At 41.9% G+C, this 16,101-nt stretch carries 19 protein-coding genes; 3 read left to right on the top strand and 16 right to left on the bottom strand.

Annotation, left to right across the window (positions count from 1 at the left end; all coding sequences use genetic code 11):
- Positions 1-5: 5 nt before the first annotated feature.
- The 16 genes from HMPREF8578_RS06695 to HMPREF8578_RS06620 all read right to left on the bottom strand — a co-directional run bounded on the left by HMPREF8578_RS06695 (position 6) and on the right by HMPREF8578_RS06620 (position 12,584).
- Positions 6-731 carry a CPBP family intramembrane glutamic endopeptidase gene (locus HMPREF8578_RS06695; RefSeq protein WP_000732996.1) on the bottom strand — a complete coding sequence of 242 codons (726 nt, stop codon included), beginning with the start codon at positions 729-731 and terminating at the stop codon, positions 6-8.
- 26 nt (positions 732-757) lie between these two features.
- Positions 758-940, bottom strand: coding sequence for a hypothetical protein (locus HMPREF8578_RS06690; protein ID WP_000580479.1), 183 nt, complete (start codon positions 938-940; stop codon positions 758-760).
- Positions 941-1,167: 227 nt separating this feature from the next.
- Complete coding sequence (locus HMPREF8578_RS06685; RefSeq protein ID WP_002893002.1) at positions 1,168-1,869, bottom strand: CPBP family intramembrane glutamic endopeptidase; 702 nt, start codon at positions 1,867-1,869, stop codon at positions 1,168-1,170.
- 147 nt (positions 1,870-2,016) lie between these two features.
- Positions 2,017-2,784: an acetyl-CoA carboxylase carboxyl transferase subunit alpha gene (locus HMPREF8578_RS06680; RefSeq protein ID WP_001017376.1), complete on the bottom strand. Its 768-nt coding sequence runs from the start codon at positions 2,782-2,784 to the stop codon at positions 2,017-2,019.
- Positions 2,781-3,647 (bottom strand): acetyl-CoA carboxylase, carboxyltransferase subunit beta, encoded by an 867-nt coding sequence (accD, locus tag HMPREF8578_RS06675; RefSeq protein ID WP_001173378.1) that lies wholly within the window; start codon positions 3,645-3,647, stop codon positions 2,781-2,783. The genes HMPREF8578_RS06680 and accD overlap by 4 nt, the downstream gene beginning before the upstream one ends.
- 35 nt (positions 3,648-3,682) lie before the next feature.
- Positions 3,683-5,050, bottom strand: coding sequence for an acetyl-CoA carboxylase biotin carboxylase subunit (gene accC, locus HMPREF8578_RS06670; protein WP_000488663.1), 1,368 nt, complete (start codon positions 5,048-5,050; stop codon positions 3,683-3,685).
- Between the two features lie 11 nt (positions 5,051-5,061).
- Entirely contained in the window at positions 5,062-5,484 is a 423-nt protein-coding gene (gene fabZ / locus HMPREF8578_RS06665) for a 3-hydroxyacyl-ACP dehydratase FabZ (RefSeq protein WP_000565515.1), read from the bottom strand.
- Positions 5,481-5,969, bottom strand: coding sequence for an acetyl-CoA carboxylase biotin carboxyl carrier protein (gene accB / locus HMPREF8578_RS06660; RefSeq protein WP_001052297.1), 489 nt, complete (start codon positions 5,967-5,969; stop codon positions 5,481-5,483). The genes fabZ and accB overlap by 4 nt, the downstream gene beginning before the upstream one ends.
- A 2-nt stretch (positions 5,970-5,971) precedes the next feature.
- Complete coding sequence (gene fabF, locus HMPREF8578_RS06655) at positions 5,972-7,207, bottom strand: beta-ketoacyl-ACP synthase II (RefSeq protein WP_000774052.1); 1,236 nt, start codon at positions 7,205-7,207, stop codon at positions 5,972-5,974.
- A 28-nt stretch (positions 7,208-7,235) separates the two neighbouring features.
- Positions 7,236-7,967 carry a 3-oxoacyl-[acyl-carrier-protein] reductase gene (fabG, locus tag HMPREF8578_RS06650; protein WP_001177609.1) on the bottom strand — a complete coding sequence of 244 codons (732 nt, stop codon included), beginning with the start codon at positions 7,965-7,967 and terminating at the stop codon, positions 7,236-7,238.
- A 45-nt stretch (positions 7,968-8,012) separates the two neighbouring features.
- A complete protein-coding gene (gene fabD / locus HMPREF8578_RS06645) occupies positions 8,013-8,933 on the bottom strand; it encodes an ACP S-malonyltransferase (protein ID WP_000167648.1) in 921 nt (306 codons plus the stop codon).
- On the bottom strand, positions 8,926-9,900 hold the full coding sequence (gene fabK / locus HMPREF8578_RS06640) for an enoyl-[acyl-carrier-protein] reductase FabK (RefSeq protein ID WP_000857452.1): 975 nt from the start codon (positions 9,898-9,900) through the stop codon (positions 8,926-8,928). Before fabK ends, fabD begins: the two co-directional genes overlap by 8 nt.
- A gap of 117 nt (positions 9,901-10,017) precedes the next feature.
- A complete protein-coding gene (locus HMPREF8578_RS06635) occupies positions 10,018-10,242 on the bottom strand; it encodes an acyl carrier protein (RefSeq protein WP_000257840.1) in 225 nt (74 codons plus the stop codon).
- 57 nt (positions 10,243-10,299) lie between these two features.
- Positions 10,300-11,274, bottom strand: a complete 975-nt coding sequence (locus HMPREF8578_RS06630) for a beta-ketoacyl-ACP synthase III (RefSeq protein WP_000852970.1) — start codon at positions 11,272-11,274, stop codon at positions 10,300-10,302.
- Positions 11,274-11,708, bottom strand: coding sequence for a fatty acid biosynthesis transcriptional regulator FabT (gene fabT, locus HMPREF8578_RS06625; RefSeq protein ID WP_000386338.1), 435 nt, complete (start codon positions 11,706-11,708; stop codon positions 11,274-11,276). The genes HMPREF8578_RS06630 and fabT overlap by 1 nt, the downstream gene beginning before the upstream one ends.
- A gap of 90 nt (positions 11,709-11,798) precedes the next feature.
- The gene (locus tag HMPREF8578_RS06620) at positions 11,799-12,584 is read right to left on the bottom strand and encodes an enoyl-CoA hydratase (RefSeq protein WP_001015586.1); all 786 of its coding nucleotides are present in this window, start codon (positions 12,582-12,584) and stop codon (positions 11,799-11,801) included.
- 283 nt (positions 12,585-12,867) lie between these two features.
- On the opposite strand from HMPREF8578_RS06620, the gene HMPREF8578_RS06615 reads away from it, so the two are divergent.
- The 3 genes from HMPREF8578_RS06615 to serS all read left to right on the top strand — a co-directional run bounded on the left by HMPREF8578_RS06615 (position 12,868) and on the right by serS (position 16,095).
- Entirely contained in the window at positions 12,868-14,232 is a 1,365-nt protein-coding gene (locus tag HMPREF8578_RS06615; RefSeq protein ID WP_000869634.1) for an aspartate kinase, read from the top strand.
- A gap of 2 nt (positions 14,233-14,234) precedes the next feature.
- Complete coding sequence (locus tag HMPREF8578_RS06610) at positions 14,235-14,606, top strand: DUF956 family protein (protein WP_000079381.1); 372 nt, start codon at positions 14,235-14,237, stop codon at positions 14,604-14,606.
- 214 nt (positions 14,607-14,820) lie between these two features.
- Positions 14,821-16,095 (top strand): serine--tRNA ligase, encoded by a 1,275-nt coding sequence (gene serS / locus HMPREF8578_RS06605; RefSeq protein WP_000884239.1) that lies wholly within the window; start codon positions 14,821-14,823, stop codon positions 16,093-16,095.
- The last annotated feature ends 6 nt before the right edge of the window (positions 16,096-16,101 follow it).

Here is a 16,101-nt window from a genome sequence, read left to right as displayed (position 1 = left end):
TACCACTATCTAAAAAAGTGGTAATAGACATAATTATAAACAAAAATCCAGATGGGTTTTGCATAAATGAGAAAGTTGAAAAAACTATGGCACAGGATGGTAATTTTTAAGTTCTTTGTCCATCGGTAGACAAGGGCATAGAAGAGACCGCCTAAACTATAAATAATCAAACTGATAGGATCTCGGTGAGTTAGGATCAAATGACTAAGTCCAAAGATAAGAGCAGATAGGATAACATCCAGATAGTACTTGGACTGGGGAAAGAAGGTATTCATAAAGTACCCTCTATGAATCAGTTCCTCTAATATAGGTGCGACGATTACTGTTAAACTAAAACTGAGAACAGTTGATAGAAAAGTTGGTTGCCCATTGGAGTATAGAATCGAAAGAAGGTCTTGAAAGATATACTTGTTATCAATTAGGTGATGAAACTGTAACTGAAAAGCATCCACCAATTGACGATCAAAATAAGTAGCCACTAGAGCAACTACAAGGTAAAAGAATCTTGACTTCTTTGAACCCTTTTTTTCAAAAATATAGAGCATCTCTTTCTTTTTGAGCCAGTAGATAAATAATAGCAAAAGAGCCATTACTTCAACTGTTAAAAAGATAGAATAGCCATCTATCCCCCATCCTAAAAACTTAGTTAGATGCATAATCCCTAACTCTGGTAGGTAAATCGATAGAAATACCAGTGATGTATAGACTCCCAAATGCCCTAGTTTTTTCATACTTACCCCTTTAAATTATTAGACTATTAAGGTATAATTCCGTTACCATAACCAGTCATTCTATTACGTATTGTACTCGAATCAGTTGCAATGCTGTAAGCATAAGGCCAACTCCAATAATAATCATCAACCAACCAAATCATGCCACCACCTGAAACTTGCTCTAAGTCCTCAGATGAAAGAACTGTAAATGTATCTGTACCAATCATGTCTAGTAGCTCCTTAAAATAAATTTTTGTAAGCTTACATCTACAGTATACATCTTTTTGTCTATTTTATAGCCTATCTCCTCAACTGTCAATTTTTCATCCTAAATGGTAGCTTTACTCATTGAGAAATAAGAAATTGATAAAAGAGATTTCTCTATCTTCCCATCAAATTAGAAAAAGTGTTTGACAATTATCAAACACTTTTTTCTTTATCTCCTAACTTCCTATTATCTAAAAATCAAATAATAAATATAAAATAAGATTGACGGAGCATAGGGAATAACATTATAGAAACTATGACAAAGAATGGTAAATCGAAGACTACCTGTAACTCGATAAGCGACTGCAAATAGAAGACCAAGAATACTATAAATGATGAGACTGATGGGGTCACGATGGGATAGAACCAAGTGACTAAGCCCAAAGATGAAAGAAGACAAGATCACATCCAAATAAAACTCCGACTTCGGAAAGAAGGTATTCATAAAATAACCTCTATAGATTGTCTCCTCAACAACAGGTACAATCGAAATGTTAAAGATTAAAAATATAAGACTTGATAGAGTCGTTTCTCTTCCGTTTAAGTAAAGTTCTGAAAGAAGGTCTTGGAAAATAAAACTATGGTCAATCAATCGAATATTCTGCATTCTAAATCCATTTAAAAAAGAATAGATAAGAAAGCAAGCCACTAAGAAAGCGAGATAAGACCAGCGCCAACCCTTTTTCTCGAAGATAAAGAGCATCTTCTTCTTTTTCAACCACAAAACGAATAAAAAGAAAATAAGTAACACTTCTCCAACTAGGAAGATTATATAGCTGTCCATTCCTAAACCGAAGATCCTAGCTAGAGTTATGGCTCCTAATGGCGTTAAATAAATGTACAGGAACATTAAAATCATACAGATTCCTAAATGTATTGTCTTTTTCATTCTTTCTCTCCTAATGGTAAACTCTCTATTAGGGCAATATAGAGGATATACTATTGATTGTTTTTCTTATTTATCTAGAGTATTCATGTTTATCCATGCTCTATTATCAAAATAGCTAGAACAAAATGTTCTAGCTTTTAAATTTTCTTAGTATTTTCTAAAGCGTTGGTAACGTTCTTCGATAAGTTGGTCGAGTGGTAGTTCTTGCAATCTATCTAGTTCTGCACGCAATTCATTTTTAACGCAACCTAGCAGTTCTTTACTTGACAGCCCTGCTTCTGAGATTACCTTGTCTACGATTCCCATTTCTAGGAGTTCATGTGAAGTGATTTTCATCAACTCCGCCGCTTCCATAGCACGACTTCCATCCTTCCAAAGGATAGAGGCAAATCCTTCCGGGCTAAGTACGGCGTAGATTGAGTTTTCTAACATCCAGACACGATTAGCTACAGCTAGAGCTAGAGCACCACCAGAACCTCCTTCACCGATAATAATCGCAATGATTGGAACCTTGAGGTCACTCATTTCCATCAGGTTTCGGGCAATTGCTTCACCTTGTCCACGTTCCTCGGCACCAACACCTGGGTAAGCACCCGCCGTATTGATAAAAGTCACAACTGGACGGCCAAACTTTTCTGCCTGTTTCATCAGGCGCAAGGCCTTACGATAGCCTTCTGGATGTGGTTGCCCAAAATTTCGTTTGAGGTTATCATGAAGACTTTTTCCCTTTTGGATACCAAGGACAGTTACTGCCTGTTCACCTAACCAGCCAATTCCACCGATAACCGCACCATCATCACGGAAAGAGCGATCTCCATGCAATTCGATAAACTCGTCAAAGATTCCATTGGCAAAATCAAGTGCAGTCAAGCGACTCTGCTCGCGTGCCTCTCTGACTATTTTTGCAATATTCATCCGCGACTTCCTCCATGCAATCTTACTAATTTAGCAATTGTTTCAGGCAATTCTCTCCGTTTAACAATTGCATCAACAAATCCATGATCAAGCAGAAATTCTGCCTTTTGGAAGTCATCCGGCAAGGTCTCACGAACTGTATTTTCGATAACACGACGCCCAGCAAAACCAACCAAACTCTGTGGCTCCGCTAGGATAATATCACCTTCCATAGCAAAAGAAGCGGTCACTCCACCTGTTGTCGGATCGGTTAAAATAGTTAGGTAAAAAAGTCCTGCCTTGGAATGACGTTGAACTGCTGCAGAAATTTTAGCCATCTGCATCAAGCTCATGATTCCTTCTTGCATACGGGCTCCACCAGAAGCTGTGAAGAGAACGACTGGCAAGTTTTCTACCGTTGCATACTCAAACAAGCGCGTGATTTTTTCACCCACAACGGTTCCCATAGACGCCATGATAAAGTTAGAATCCATGATCCCAAGGGCAACTTTTTGTCCCTTAATGCTAGCTGTACCAGTCAGTACTGCTTCATCCAAACCTGTCTTTTCACGCATTGTTGCAAGTTTTTTCTGGTAGCCAGGAAAGTTTAATGGATCTTGAGTTTCAATACCTGTAAACATCTCCACAAAGCTACCAGAATCAATCGTCAAATCCAAGCGTTCCTGAGCTGAAATACGGAAAGTATAGCTACAATGGGGACAAATTCGTTCGCTCCCAAGATCCTTTTGGTAAATGGTGTGTTTACAACCAGGACACTGGGAGAAGAGTTCATCCGGAACCTCAGGCTTGGCTTGTGGTTTCTGCCTTACGGAACGGTTAGGATTGATCCGAATATACTTATCCTTTTTACTAAATAGAGCCATAACTCCCCCTTTTAGTTCTCATACTGTTTGAAAGTCTATTCTTTTTCTTGGTATTTTGGCAAGAAAGTTTCCATCAAGAAGGAAGTATCGTAGTCACCAGCGATAACTCGGCGGTCTGAAATCAGATCCAACTGGAAGTCTGCATTGGTTTGCACTCCTTCAATATCAAGTTCATAAAGTGCCCGTTGCATCTTCATAAGAGCATCAAAACGATTCTCCCCATGAACAATGATTTTAGCAATCATACTATCATAGTAAGGGGGAATGGTATAACCTGGATAAACTGCTGAGTCCACGCGCAAGCCAACTCCACCACTTGGTAGATAGAGATTGGTAATTTTACCTGGGCTTGGGGCAAAGTTAAATGCTGGATTTTCTGCATTGATCCGGCACTCGATAGCATGACCTCGTAGGACAATATCTTCTTGTTTGAAAGGTAAGGGTTGCCCGGCAGCAATGCGAATCTGTTCCTTCACGATATCAACACCTGAAACAAACTCTGTGACTGGGTGTTCAACTTGCACACGAGTATTCATTTCCATGAAGTAGAAATTGCCACTCGCTTCATCGAGAAGAAATTCAATCGTCCCTGCATTTTCATAGCCTACAGACTCTGCTGCACGAACGGCTGCAGCACCAATTTCATGACGAAGGGTTTTGCCAATCGCAATGGATGGGCTTTCTTCTAAGACCTTTTGGTTATTCCGTTGGAGTGAACAGTCCCGTTCACCAAGATGGACAACATGACCCTCTTGGTCCGCAAGAATCTGAACTTCGATATGACGAGCTGGATAAATCACACGCTCAAGATACATAGCGCCATTTCCAAAATTGGCCTTGGCTTCACTGGATGCTGTTTCAAAGGCTGCGACCAAGTCTTCTGCCTTTTCAACCTTACGAATCCCTTTTCCACCACCACCTGCCGATGCCTTAAGCATGACTGGATAGCCAATTTTTTCTGCAACTGCAAGCGCCTCTTCAGCCGTATGAACTTCACCATCAGATCCTGGGATAACTGGAACCCCAGCCTTTATCATTTGCTCACGCGCATTGATCTTATCTCCCATGGTATCCATTACAGCCCCAGAAGGGCCGATGAACTTAATTCCCACTTCATCACACATCGTGGCAAACTTGGAGTTTTCGCTAAGAAATCCAAAACCTGGATGGATGGCTTCTGCTTCTGTCAATACTGCAGCAGATAAAATCGCATTGATATTGAGATAAGACTCAGTCGCCTTACCAGGTCCGATACAGATAGCTTCATCCGCTAGAAGTGTGTGAAGAGCTTCCTTATCAGCAGTTGAATAGACTGCTACGGTCGCAATGCCTAATTCACGCGCAGCTCGAATAATGCGAACCGCAATCTCACCACGGTTGGCAATCAAAATTTTACGAAACATGGAGAACCTCCTTAGTTTCCAATTGCAAAGGTAAGAGTACCACTCGCTGCAAGCTTACCATCTACTTCAGCCTTTGCTTCAACCACAGCAATCGTACCACGACGTTTGACAAAAGTAGCTGTCATGACTAATTGGTCACCTGGTACAACTTGCTTCTTGAACTTAACCTTGTCCATGCCAGCATAGAAGACCAGTTTCCCTTTATTTTCAGGTTTGGACAATTCCAAGACACCAGCAGTCTGAGCCAAGGCTTCCATGATAAGAACACCTGGCATAACTGGGTATTGAGGAAAATGACCATTGAAGAAAGGTTCGTTGATGGTCACATTTTTAATGGCAACAATGGTATCCTCGCTCACTTCCAAGACACGATCCACTAGGAGCATGGGGTAGCGATGGGGTAGAGCTTCTTTGATTCCTTGAATATCGATCATTTGATACGTACCAATCCTTTACCGAACTCAACCATTTCTTCATTTGAAACGAGAATTTCTGTCACCACACCATCTTTAGGTGCAGGGATTTCATTCATGACTTTCATGGCTTCGATGATCACCAAAGTCTGACCTTTTTTAACACTGTCTCCAACTGTGACAAAGGCAGGTTTATCTGGTCCAGCGGCCAAGTAAGCCACCCCTACAAGTGGGCTCTCAACGACATCACCCTCTGGAGCAACCGTCGTTTCAGCTGGTGCTGGAGCTTCTTCCACTGCACTCTCTACTGGAGTTGAAGGGGCAGAAACTACTGGACTTGCAGCTACTGCAGCTGGTACTGGAGCAACTTGAGCTGGTGCTTCAGAAGCCATTCTTGCTTCATTCTTACTAAACTGCAATTCGTCCGTTCCGTTTTTATAAGAAAATTCTCTCAAACTTGATTGGTCAAATTGAGCCATCAAGTCCTTGATTTCATTTAAATTCATAATTATTTATTCTCCCAACGTTTGAAAGCAAGAACCGCATTGTGTCCACCAAAACCAAAAGTGTTTGAAATAGCATAAGGGATTTCTTGCTCCAAGCCTTGTCCATAAACGACATTCGCTTCGATATAGTCTGATAACTCACTTGTTCCAGCTGTCATTGGTACATAGTTATGACGCATGGCTTCGATGGTAGCAATGGCTTCCACTGCTCCTGCAGCACCAAGTAAGTGTCCTGTAAAGGACTTGGTTGAAGATACAGGTACTTCTTTACCAAGAACAGCTACGATAGCACCACTTTCTCCTTTTTCGTTAGCAGGAGTTGAAGTTCCGTGGGCATTGACATAAGCCACTTGCTCTGGAGAAATTTCTGCTTCTTCCAAAGCCAACTTCATAGCCTTAATCGCACCTTGACCCTCTGGATGAGGTGAAGTCATATGGTAAGCATCACAGGTATTACCATAGCCAACTACTTCAGCCAAGATAGTTGCACCACGTTTTTCAGCATGTTCAAGGCTTTCAAGAACCAACATCCCTGAACCTTCTCCCATCACAAAACCATTACGGTCTTTGTCAAATGGAATAGAAGCACGAGTTGGATCTTCCGTAGTTGATAGGGCAGTCAATGCTTGGAAACCAGCGATAGCAAAAGGAGTGATAGATGATTCTGATCCACCAACTAACATGACATCTTGGAAACCAAACTTGATAGAGCGGAAGGCATCCCCAATGGCATCGTTTGATGAGGCACAGGCTGTATTGATTGATTTACAGATACCGTTTGCTCCGAAGCGCATAGCAACATTTCCTGAAGCCATATTTGGCAAGGCTTTTGGAAGTGTCATTGGTTTAACGCGTTTTGGACCTTTTTCATGAAGACGGATAACCTGATCTTCGATTTCTTTAATTCCCCCAATACCAGAAGCCACGATGACACCAAAGCGATCTTTATCAATTGCTTCTACATCAAGATTTGCATTTGTCACCGCTTCTTGAGCCGCATACAAGGCATACAAAGAATAGTTGTCAAAACGGTTGGTATCTTTTTTGACAAAGTATTTATCAAATGGGAAATCTTGAACTTCTGCCGCATTGTGCACAGCAAATTCGCTGTGGTCAAACTTAGTGATTTCTCCAATTCCAATCTTCCCAGTTTGCAAACTGTTCCAAAATTCTTCTGGAGTATTTCCGATAGGAGAGGTCAATCCGTAACCTGTTACTACAACTCGATTTAGTTTCATCTGTCTTACCTATATCTTTCCTTATTTTTTACATGCTAAGTCCGCCATCAACAGCGAGAACTTGTCCAGTCAAATAATCCTGTCCAGCCAGGAACACTGTAGCATCTGCGATATGTTCTGCTTGACCAAAATGTTTCATTGGGATTTGGGCCAATGTCGCTTCCTTGACCTTATCAGACAAAACAGCCGTCATATCTGACTCGATCATCCCTGGTGCAAGAGCATTTACTCGTACGTTGCGATTGGCAACTTCACGTGCAACTGACTTGGTAAAACCAATCAAACCTGCTTTAGAAGCTGCATAGTTGGCTTGTCCGATATTTCCCATCAAACCGACCACACTAGACATGTTGATAATCGCACCTTCACGTGCCTTGATCATCTGTTTCAATACTGCTTGCGTCATGTTGAAGGCACCTGTCAAGTTGATCTTAATCACTTTTTCAAAGTCTTCTTCGGTCATCTTGAGCATAAGCGTATCTTGAGTGATCCCAGCATTGTTGACCAAGACATCGACAGAACCGAGTTCTGCAATCGCTTGATCTACCATACGCTTGGCATCTGCAAAGTCTGAAACATCACCTGATATCGGTACTACTTTGACGGCGTAGTTTGAAAACTCAGCCAGCAATTCTTCTGGGATTGCTCCGCGACTATTCAAAACTACATTAGCGCCTAGTTGGGCAAATTTGTGAGCAATGGCAAGTCCGATACCACGACTTGAACCTGTTACAAAGACATTTTTATTTGTAAGTTGCATTCTATCTCTCCTGTTTCCTGTTGTATTTTGTGGGAGAAGGGATCATTAGTTTCCTAACAAAGCATCCAAGCTTGCTTGGTCTTCAACGTTAGCTAGCTGAGCTGTTTTATCGATTTTTTTGACAAAGCCTGATAGGACCTTACCAGGACCAATTTCAATAAAGTTGGTTACCCCAGCATCCTGCATCACAGCAATACTTTCATAAAAACGAACAGGTTCTTTGACCTGACGCGTCAAAAGCTCTTGGATTCGATCTTTTTCCATAACAGCAGCTTCCGTATTGCCGACTAGTGGGCAAGTGAAATCAGCGAAACTTACTCCCTCAAGAGCTTCAGCTAGTTGCTGACTGGCTGGCTCAAGAAGGGCAGTATGGAAAGGACCAGATACATTTAAAGGAATCAATCGTTTAGCTCCTGCTTCCTGCAAGAGTTCAACTGCGCGGTCAACCGCAGCCACCTCACCACCGATGACGATTTGGCTTGGGGTGTTGTAGTTAGCTGGAGTCACTACTCCAACTTTAGAGGCTGTTTCACAAGCTTCCTCAATCACTTCAACTGGAGTATTAAGAACGGCAACCATCTTCCCAGAGCCTGCAGGTGCAGCCTCTTCCATATAAGCACCACGCTTAGCAACCAAGGCAACTGCATCCTCAAAGTCCAAGGCACCACTTGCTACAAGAGCAGAATATTCCCCGAGGGACAGTCCTGCCACCATATCCGGCTGATAACCCTTTTCTTTCAATAGTCGGTAAATAGCAACCGAAGTCGCTAAAATAGCTGGCTGCGTATAGCGAGTCTGGTTTAACTTGGTTTCTTCCTTATCGATCAAGTCACGAAGGTCATATCCCAAAACCTGACTGGCTTGGTCAATTGTTTCCTTGACGATAGGGTAGCGATCATAGAGATCACGCCCCATCCCTAGATACTGAGCTCCTTGACCCGCAAATAGAAAGGCTGTTTTAGTCATTTCTTACAACTCCTGCCCAACGAGAGGCTTCTTCTTGAATTTTCTTGGCTGCGCCATAGTATAGATCTTTTAGGATTTCTTCGACAGTTTCCTCTTTAGAAACCAAACCAGCGATCTGACCTGCCATGACAGATCCACCTTCCACATCTCCATGAACAACGGCTTTAGCTAGAGCACCAGCCCCCATTTGTTCAAAGATTTCTAAATCTGGATTTTCTTGTTTAAAGGCATCTTTTTCAGCCTGCTCAAAGTCACGTGTCAATTGGTTTTTAATGGCACGAACAGCATGTCCAAAGTGTTGAGCGGAAATAGTCGTATCAATATCACGCGCTTTTAAGATTTTTTCCTTGTATTTTGGATGGGCGTTAGATTCCTTAGCTACTACGAAACGCGTACCAACTTGAACGGCCTCAGCACCAAGCATAAAGCCTGCAGCGACACCTTCACCGTCCGCAATTCCTCCAGCTGCGATAACTGGAATTGAAACAGCTGCAGCAACTTGGCGAACCAAGGTCATCGTCGTTAATTTACCAATATGCCCACCGGCTTCCATTCCTTCTGCAATAACTGCATCTGCACCAATTTTTTCCATGCGTTTTGCCAAAGCAACACTTGGAACAACAGGAATAACAGTAATTCCTGCATCATGGAAACGAGTCATGTATTTACTTGGATTTCCTGCACCAGTTGTCACCACCTTGACCCCTTCTTCAATCACGAGATCAACGATGTCTTCTACAAAAGGTGACAAGAGCATGATGTTGACACCAAAAGGTTTGTCCGTAAGTGATTTGATTTTATCGATATTAGCCTTTACGACCTCTTTCGGTGCATTCCCACCACCGATGATCCCTAGACCACCAGCTTTTGATACTGCACCAGCCAAGTCACCATCAGCAACCCAGGCCATTCCTCCTTGAAAGATAGGATAATCAATGTTCAATAATTCTGTAATACGTGTTTTCATAGTGCCTCCATCATTCCTTGCTTACGTAATAGTTCGATGAGTTTATCATTTGAGTTTCAAACTATTACCTAAACAAGAGGGAGTGGGTTTCCCCTACTCCTTCTAGTAATATGTTAATTATTTTGTTTGCTCTTCAACGTAGGCAACCAAGTCACCAACTGTTTTCAAGTTATCTTCTGCTTCGATTTGGATATCGAAAGCATCTTCGATTTCAGAGATTACTTGGAACAAGTCCAATGAATCTGCATCCAAATCATCAAAAGTAGATTCAAGTGTTACTTCTGATGCGTCTTTCCCAAGTTCTTCAACGATAATTTCTTGTACTTTTTCAAATACTGCCATGATAGGACTCCTTTAAAATATAAAAAATTTATAACTATGTGTTTACCACATGATTACCTAGATTGTAAGAATGAGTGTGCCCCATGTCAAACCTCCACCGAAGCCTGATAGGAGAATCGTCTGGCTACCATCTAAACGAATCATGCCATTCTCCACACACTCTGATAGCAAAATCGGGATACTTGCTGCACTGGTATTTCCATACTCCATCATATTGGCAGGAAGCTTGTCTCGGTCTACGCCGATCTTCTTAGCCATCTTATCCAAAATGCGGATATTTGCCTGATGAAGCAAGAGATAATCCAATTCCGATGCTGCGATTGGACCATTTTCAATGGTTTCTTTGATCGACCTAGCAACATCACGATTTGCAAAATCAAAAACTGCTCGTCCATCCATCTTCAAAAAAGCAGGAACTGCTTCTTGATCTGAGAAAGGAGAAGCCAAAGCCGTTTGACCATAGGTCAAACACTCGCTCCGAGAGCCATCCGTATAGAGACTTTCCACAAGGAAGTGACGTGTTTCGCTCGCTTCCAAGAGAACCCCACCAGCACCATCCCCAAAGAGAACAGCTGTTGAACGATCTGACCAGTCAACTGCCTTGGATAAGGTCTCAGCCCCGATAACAATCCCTTTTTTGAACTGTCCAGAACTTAAAAATTTTTCTGCAGTTGAAAGAGCGAATACAAAGCCACTGCAAGCTGCTGTCAGATCAAAGGCGAAAGCTCTGTGCGCTCCGATATTTGCCTGAACTCGAGCTGCTGTGGAAGGCATCATCGAGTCTGGGGTAATCGTCGCTACAATGATAAAATCAATCTGATCCGCTGTTAAGCTCCCTTTAGCCAACAAGCTCTTAGCTACTTCTGTCGCCAAGTCACTTGTAGACTCTGTTTTTGAAATATGTCTCTGTTTAATTCCTGTCCGACTTGAAATCCACTCATCGCTTGTGTCCATGATTTGGGCTAAGTCATGATTAGTGACCACTTGCTCTGGAACATAATGAGCAACCTGGCTTATTTTTGCAAAAGCCATTATTTCAAATCCTCCAAAAATTGATAAAGGTTCGTTAAGCCTCTGCCCATGACTTCTTTTTCCTCAGGGCTCATGCCATCGATGATTTTTTCGACCATAGCCTTGTGGAATCGTTTATGAAGACGGTGAACCAAACGACCTTGCTTTGTCAAATGCAGATAGACCACTCGACGGTCTTGGTCAGAACGAATACGCTCAATATAACCTTTTCTCTCTAGGTTATTCAAACTCGTCGTCACTGTCCCAAGAGTTACCATCAGTTCTTTTGAAACCTTACTTGGCGTCGCCTCCGGGAACTTCCCAATCACATCGATCGTGTGCATTTCTTTGATGGAGATGTCTTTGAATCGACTACCTCGTAAGCTAACCTCCTCGATCACAAGGACGTTATTAAAAATAGATGTTAGATAATCATTTACTTGTTGGTAGTCCAAACTTTTTCCCTCCCCCTCAAAAAGCTTTTACAATCAAAACATTTGATAGAAAAAGTATAACAAACTTCAAAAAATTATGCAAGTATTTTTTTATTTTCCTGAAAATTTTGGTCTTCTTCTTTCAGAATGTGCTCGAACCCCTTCTTTAAAATCTTCAGTTAAAGATAACGATTCTTGTAATTCCAATTCTAATTCGGCATAATTCTGCCAATCCTTAAATTGACTTTCCCAAACTAGCTTTTTAATCGCTGCGTATGAGTTTGCTGAACCTCGTCTTAATTTCTTAAGAACTTGTTCTCTTGTTTTTTCTAATTTATCAACTTCACAAACGCGGTATACCACGCCCCATTCTAGCGCTTTTTCAGCAGTCAAGGCTTCTCCTGTCATGGCAAGTTGTGCAGCCCGTGTTACCCCGATGCTACGACTCAAAAGATGGATCCCACCAGCGTCTGGCGCCAAGCCAACTCCGACAAAGGCTTGAATAAATTTTGCCTTGTCAGTCGCCAAACAAAAATCAACTGCTACTGCCATATTTGCTGCAGCACCAGCGACCGCTCCATCTACCTCCATCAAAACAGGTTTAGGAATTTGCTTGATTTTAAAAGAAATTGTATTGACTAATTCTGCAATCTTATTCAAAGAAGGGATATCATCCTCGTCCACTGCTCGTTTCATCTCAACCAAGTCTCCCCCAACTGAAAAGACCTTCCCATTAGCATTAATCAAAATAAACTGCACAGCTTGATCCTGCTCTGCTAGGGTCAAAGCTTCTAAAATTTCCTCACACATTGGGATATGGAAACCATTTGCCACTTCGGGACGATTCAAAGTAATGATAGCAAGATCATCTACGATCTGATATAAGATATGATTCATAGCTTCTCCTTTTCTTTTATAAGGCAATAAAATTGTTTTATCATCAAAGTATACCTTTTTTTGGATAAAGAGGCAAGGAAAAACTAAAGGAAAGTGTCTCAGCTGATTATTTTCCTCCTTCATTATGAATGTGAGAGAAATTTTACTCATTTACTTTTAAGCCGTTATTGCTTTTCAGAATAAGTTAGTGTTTTCTTCTATTATAATAGGAAGTTATTTTCTTCATTGAAAAATACCCCTCTTTCTGCTATAATCGTATAAAATACTTACTTGAGGAGTCCTTATGAAGGTTGTAAAATTTGGCGGAAGCTCGCTTGCCTCTGCTGGTCAGTTAGAAAAAGTTTTAAACATCGTTAAAAGTGATAAAGAACGCCGTTTTGTAGTCGTTTCTGCACCCGGCAAACGCAATGCTGAAGATACCAAGGTGACCGATGCCTTGATCAAATACTATCGTGACTATGTGGCTGGAAATGACATCAGTGCTAGCCAAAGCTGGATCATTGACCGTTATGCCGCTATGGTTAGTGAACTAGGGTTAAAACCTGCTGTTTTAGAAAAAATCTCTAAAAGTATTCGGGCCTTGGCAACTCTTCCTATAGAGGACAATGAATTTCTCTATGATACCTTCCTAGCGGCTGGAGAAAATAACAATGCCAAATTGATTGCAGCCTACTTTAACCAAAACGGCATTGATGCACGCTATGTTCACCCAAGAGAAGCTGGGATTGTTGTCACAAGTGAACCAGGAAACGCACGCATCATTCCATCTAGTTATGACAAGATTGAAGGCTTGGCTGATAGCAACGAAGTCCTTGTCATCCCTGGTTTCTTTGGTGTGACTAAGGAAAATCAAATCTGTACTTTTTCACGTGGAGGTTCAGATATTACAGGTTCTATCATTGCAGCAGGTGTTAAGGCTGATCTCTATGAGAACTTTACAGACGTAGATGGTATCTTTGCTGCCCATCCTGGTATTATCCACCAACCACACTCCATTCCTGAATTAACCTACCGTGAAATGCGTGAGTTGGCTTACGCTGGATTCTCAGTCCTTCATGACGAAGCCCTTCTTCCTGCCTACCGAGGAAAAATTCCTCTTGTCATCAAGAATACCAACAACCCTGACCACCCAGGAACACGCATTGTTTTAGAACACAGTAGTGATAAATTCCCAGTAGTAGGGATTGCGGGTGACTCAGGATTCGTCAGCATCAACATGTCAAAATACCTCATGAACCGTGAAGTCGGGTTTGGTCGCAAGGTTCTTCAAATCCTTGAGGACCTCAACATCGGTTGGGAACACATGCCTACAGGTATTGACGATCTTTCAATCATCCTCCGCTCCCGCGAATTGACTCCTATCAAAGAAGAAGAAATTCTACGTCAACTCGTTCAAAAAGCTGAAGTGGACCATGCTGAAATCGAACATGACCTTTCCATCATTATGATTGTCGGAGAAAAGATGAAGAGCCATATCGGGGTAACTGCTACTGCAACACGTGCTTTGTCTGAGAATAAAATCAACATCCAGATGATGTCCCAAGGTTCAAGTGAAGTTTCCATCATGTTTGTTGTCAATAAAGAGCAAGAAAAAGCAGCTATCAAGGCTCTCTATCATGCCTTTTTCGGTGAAAGTAAGGAAGACTAATCATGGCCCAATCACTCAATCAAGTCATTGACCTCCAAACCACTGGGACATCTTACCTCTCTATCTCTGGAAAAGTTGGAAAATTTTTAGTCGGGGATCAAGCCTTAGAGTTTTATCCTGATGTCAATGTCGAACAATATATCCAAATCCCTTGGTCCAGCATTCAGCAAATAGGAGCTAACGTAAGTGGTCGCAAGATCAGCCGTCACTTTGAAGTCTTCACTGATCAAGGTAAATTCCTCTTTGCCTCAAAAGACTCTGGGACTATCCTCAAAATCGCTCGGAAAAAATTAGGAAACGATAAGGTTGTCAAACTTCCTACTTTGATTCAGACCATTGGTCAAAAATTTAAAAATCTATTTGCAAAAAAGTAGAAACTTTAGTATAATCATAGCAACGGATAAGTAAGTTATTTCCTTCTTTCAGAAAGTCTGCGGGTGCTGCGAGCAGATAGGAGGGATAGGTGAAATTCTACCGTTGTTAACAATTAAATACTCAATCAAGTGCACACCTGTGAAGTTGGATGGAACCGTGGCCCTGCCACTCCAACACTTTGTCAGGTGTGCTTTTTTTCATAAAGGAGTTCTTATGTTAGATATTAAACGTATTCGTACAGATTTTGATGCTGTCGCTGAAAAATTAGCTACACGTGGTGTAGATCCTGCTATCTTAAATGAGATGAAAAAAATCGATGCTAAACGTCGTGACATCTTGGTCAAGGTTGAAACGCTCAAAGCAGAACGTAACACAGTTTCTGCTGAGATTGCCCAAGCCAAGCGAAACAAGGAAAATGCAGATGACAAGATTGCTGCGATGCAAACCTTATCTGCTGAAGTCAAAGCCTTGGATGCGGAATTGGCGGACATCGATTCTAAATTGACGGAATTTACCACTACTCTTCCAAATATCCCTGCTGACAGTGTTCCTATCGGAGCCGACGAAGATGACAATGTGGAAGTCCGCCGTTGGGGGACTCCGCGCGAGTTTGACTTTGAACCAAAAGCTCACTGGGATCTTGGTGAAGACTTGGGTATCCTTGACTGGGAACGTGGCGGTAAAGTAACAGGCGCTCGTTTCCTCTTCTATAAAGGACTTGGGGCTCGTTTGGAACGCGCTATCTACAACTTCATGTTGGATGAGCATGGTAAAGAGGGCTATACGGAAGTCATCACGCCTTACATGGTTAACCATGACTCAATGTTTGGTACCGGAAATTATCCAAAATTTAAGGATGATACTTTTGAATTGAAAGCCACTAATTATGTCCTCATTCCTACAGCTGAAGTGCCTCTTACAAACTACTACCGTGATGAAATCCTTGACGGTAAAGACCTACCAATCTACTTCACTGCTATGAGTCCTTCATTCCGTTCTGAGGCTGGTTCAGCTGGTCGTGATACACGTGGCTTGATTCGTCTGCACCAATTCCACAAGGTTGAAATGGTCAAATTTGCCAAACCAGAAGAATCATACGAAGAATTAGAAAAAATGACAGCCAACGCTGAAAATATTCTTCAAAAACTCAACCTTCCATACCGTGTCGTTGCCCTCTCTACTGGGGACATGGGCTTCTCAGCTGCTAAGACTTACGACTTGGAAGTTTGGATTCCAGCCCAAAATACCTATCGTGAAATCTCAAGCTGTTCAAACACAGAAGATTTCCAAGCCCGTCGTGCCCAAATCCGTTACCGTGATGAAGCCGATGGTAAGGTGAAACTCCTTCACACCTTGAACGGTTCTGGACTTGCGGTTGGACGTACGGTTGCTGCTATTCTTGAAAACTACCAAAATGAAGATGGTTCTGTAACCATTCCAGAAGCTCTTCGTCCATACATGGGTGGCGCTGAAGTTATCAAACCATAAAAATAA

It is taken from the genome of Streptococcus oralis ATCC 49296, assembly GCF_000185265.1.
GTDB classification, from domain to species: Bacteria; Bacillota; Bacilli; order Lactobacillales; family Streptococcaceae; genus Streptococcus; species Streptococcus oralis_BC.
Note: the sequence above shows the minus strand (reverse complement) of the source record. Positions and strands in the feature narration are given on the sequence as shown.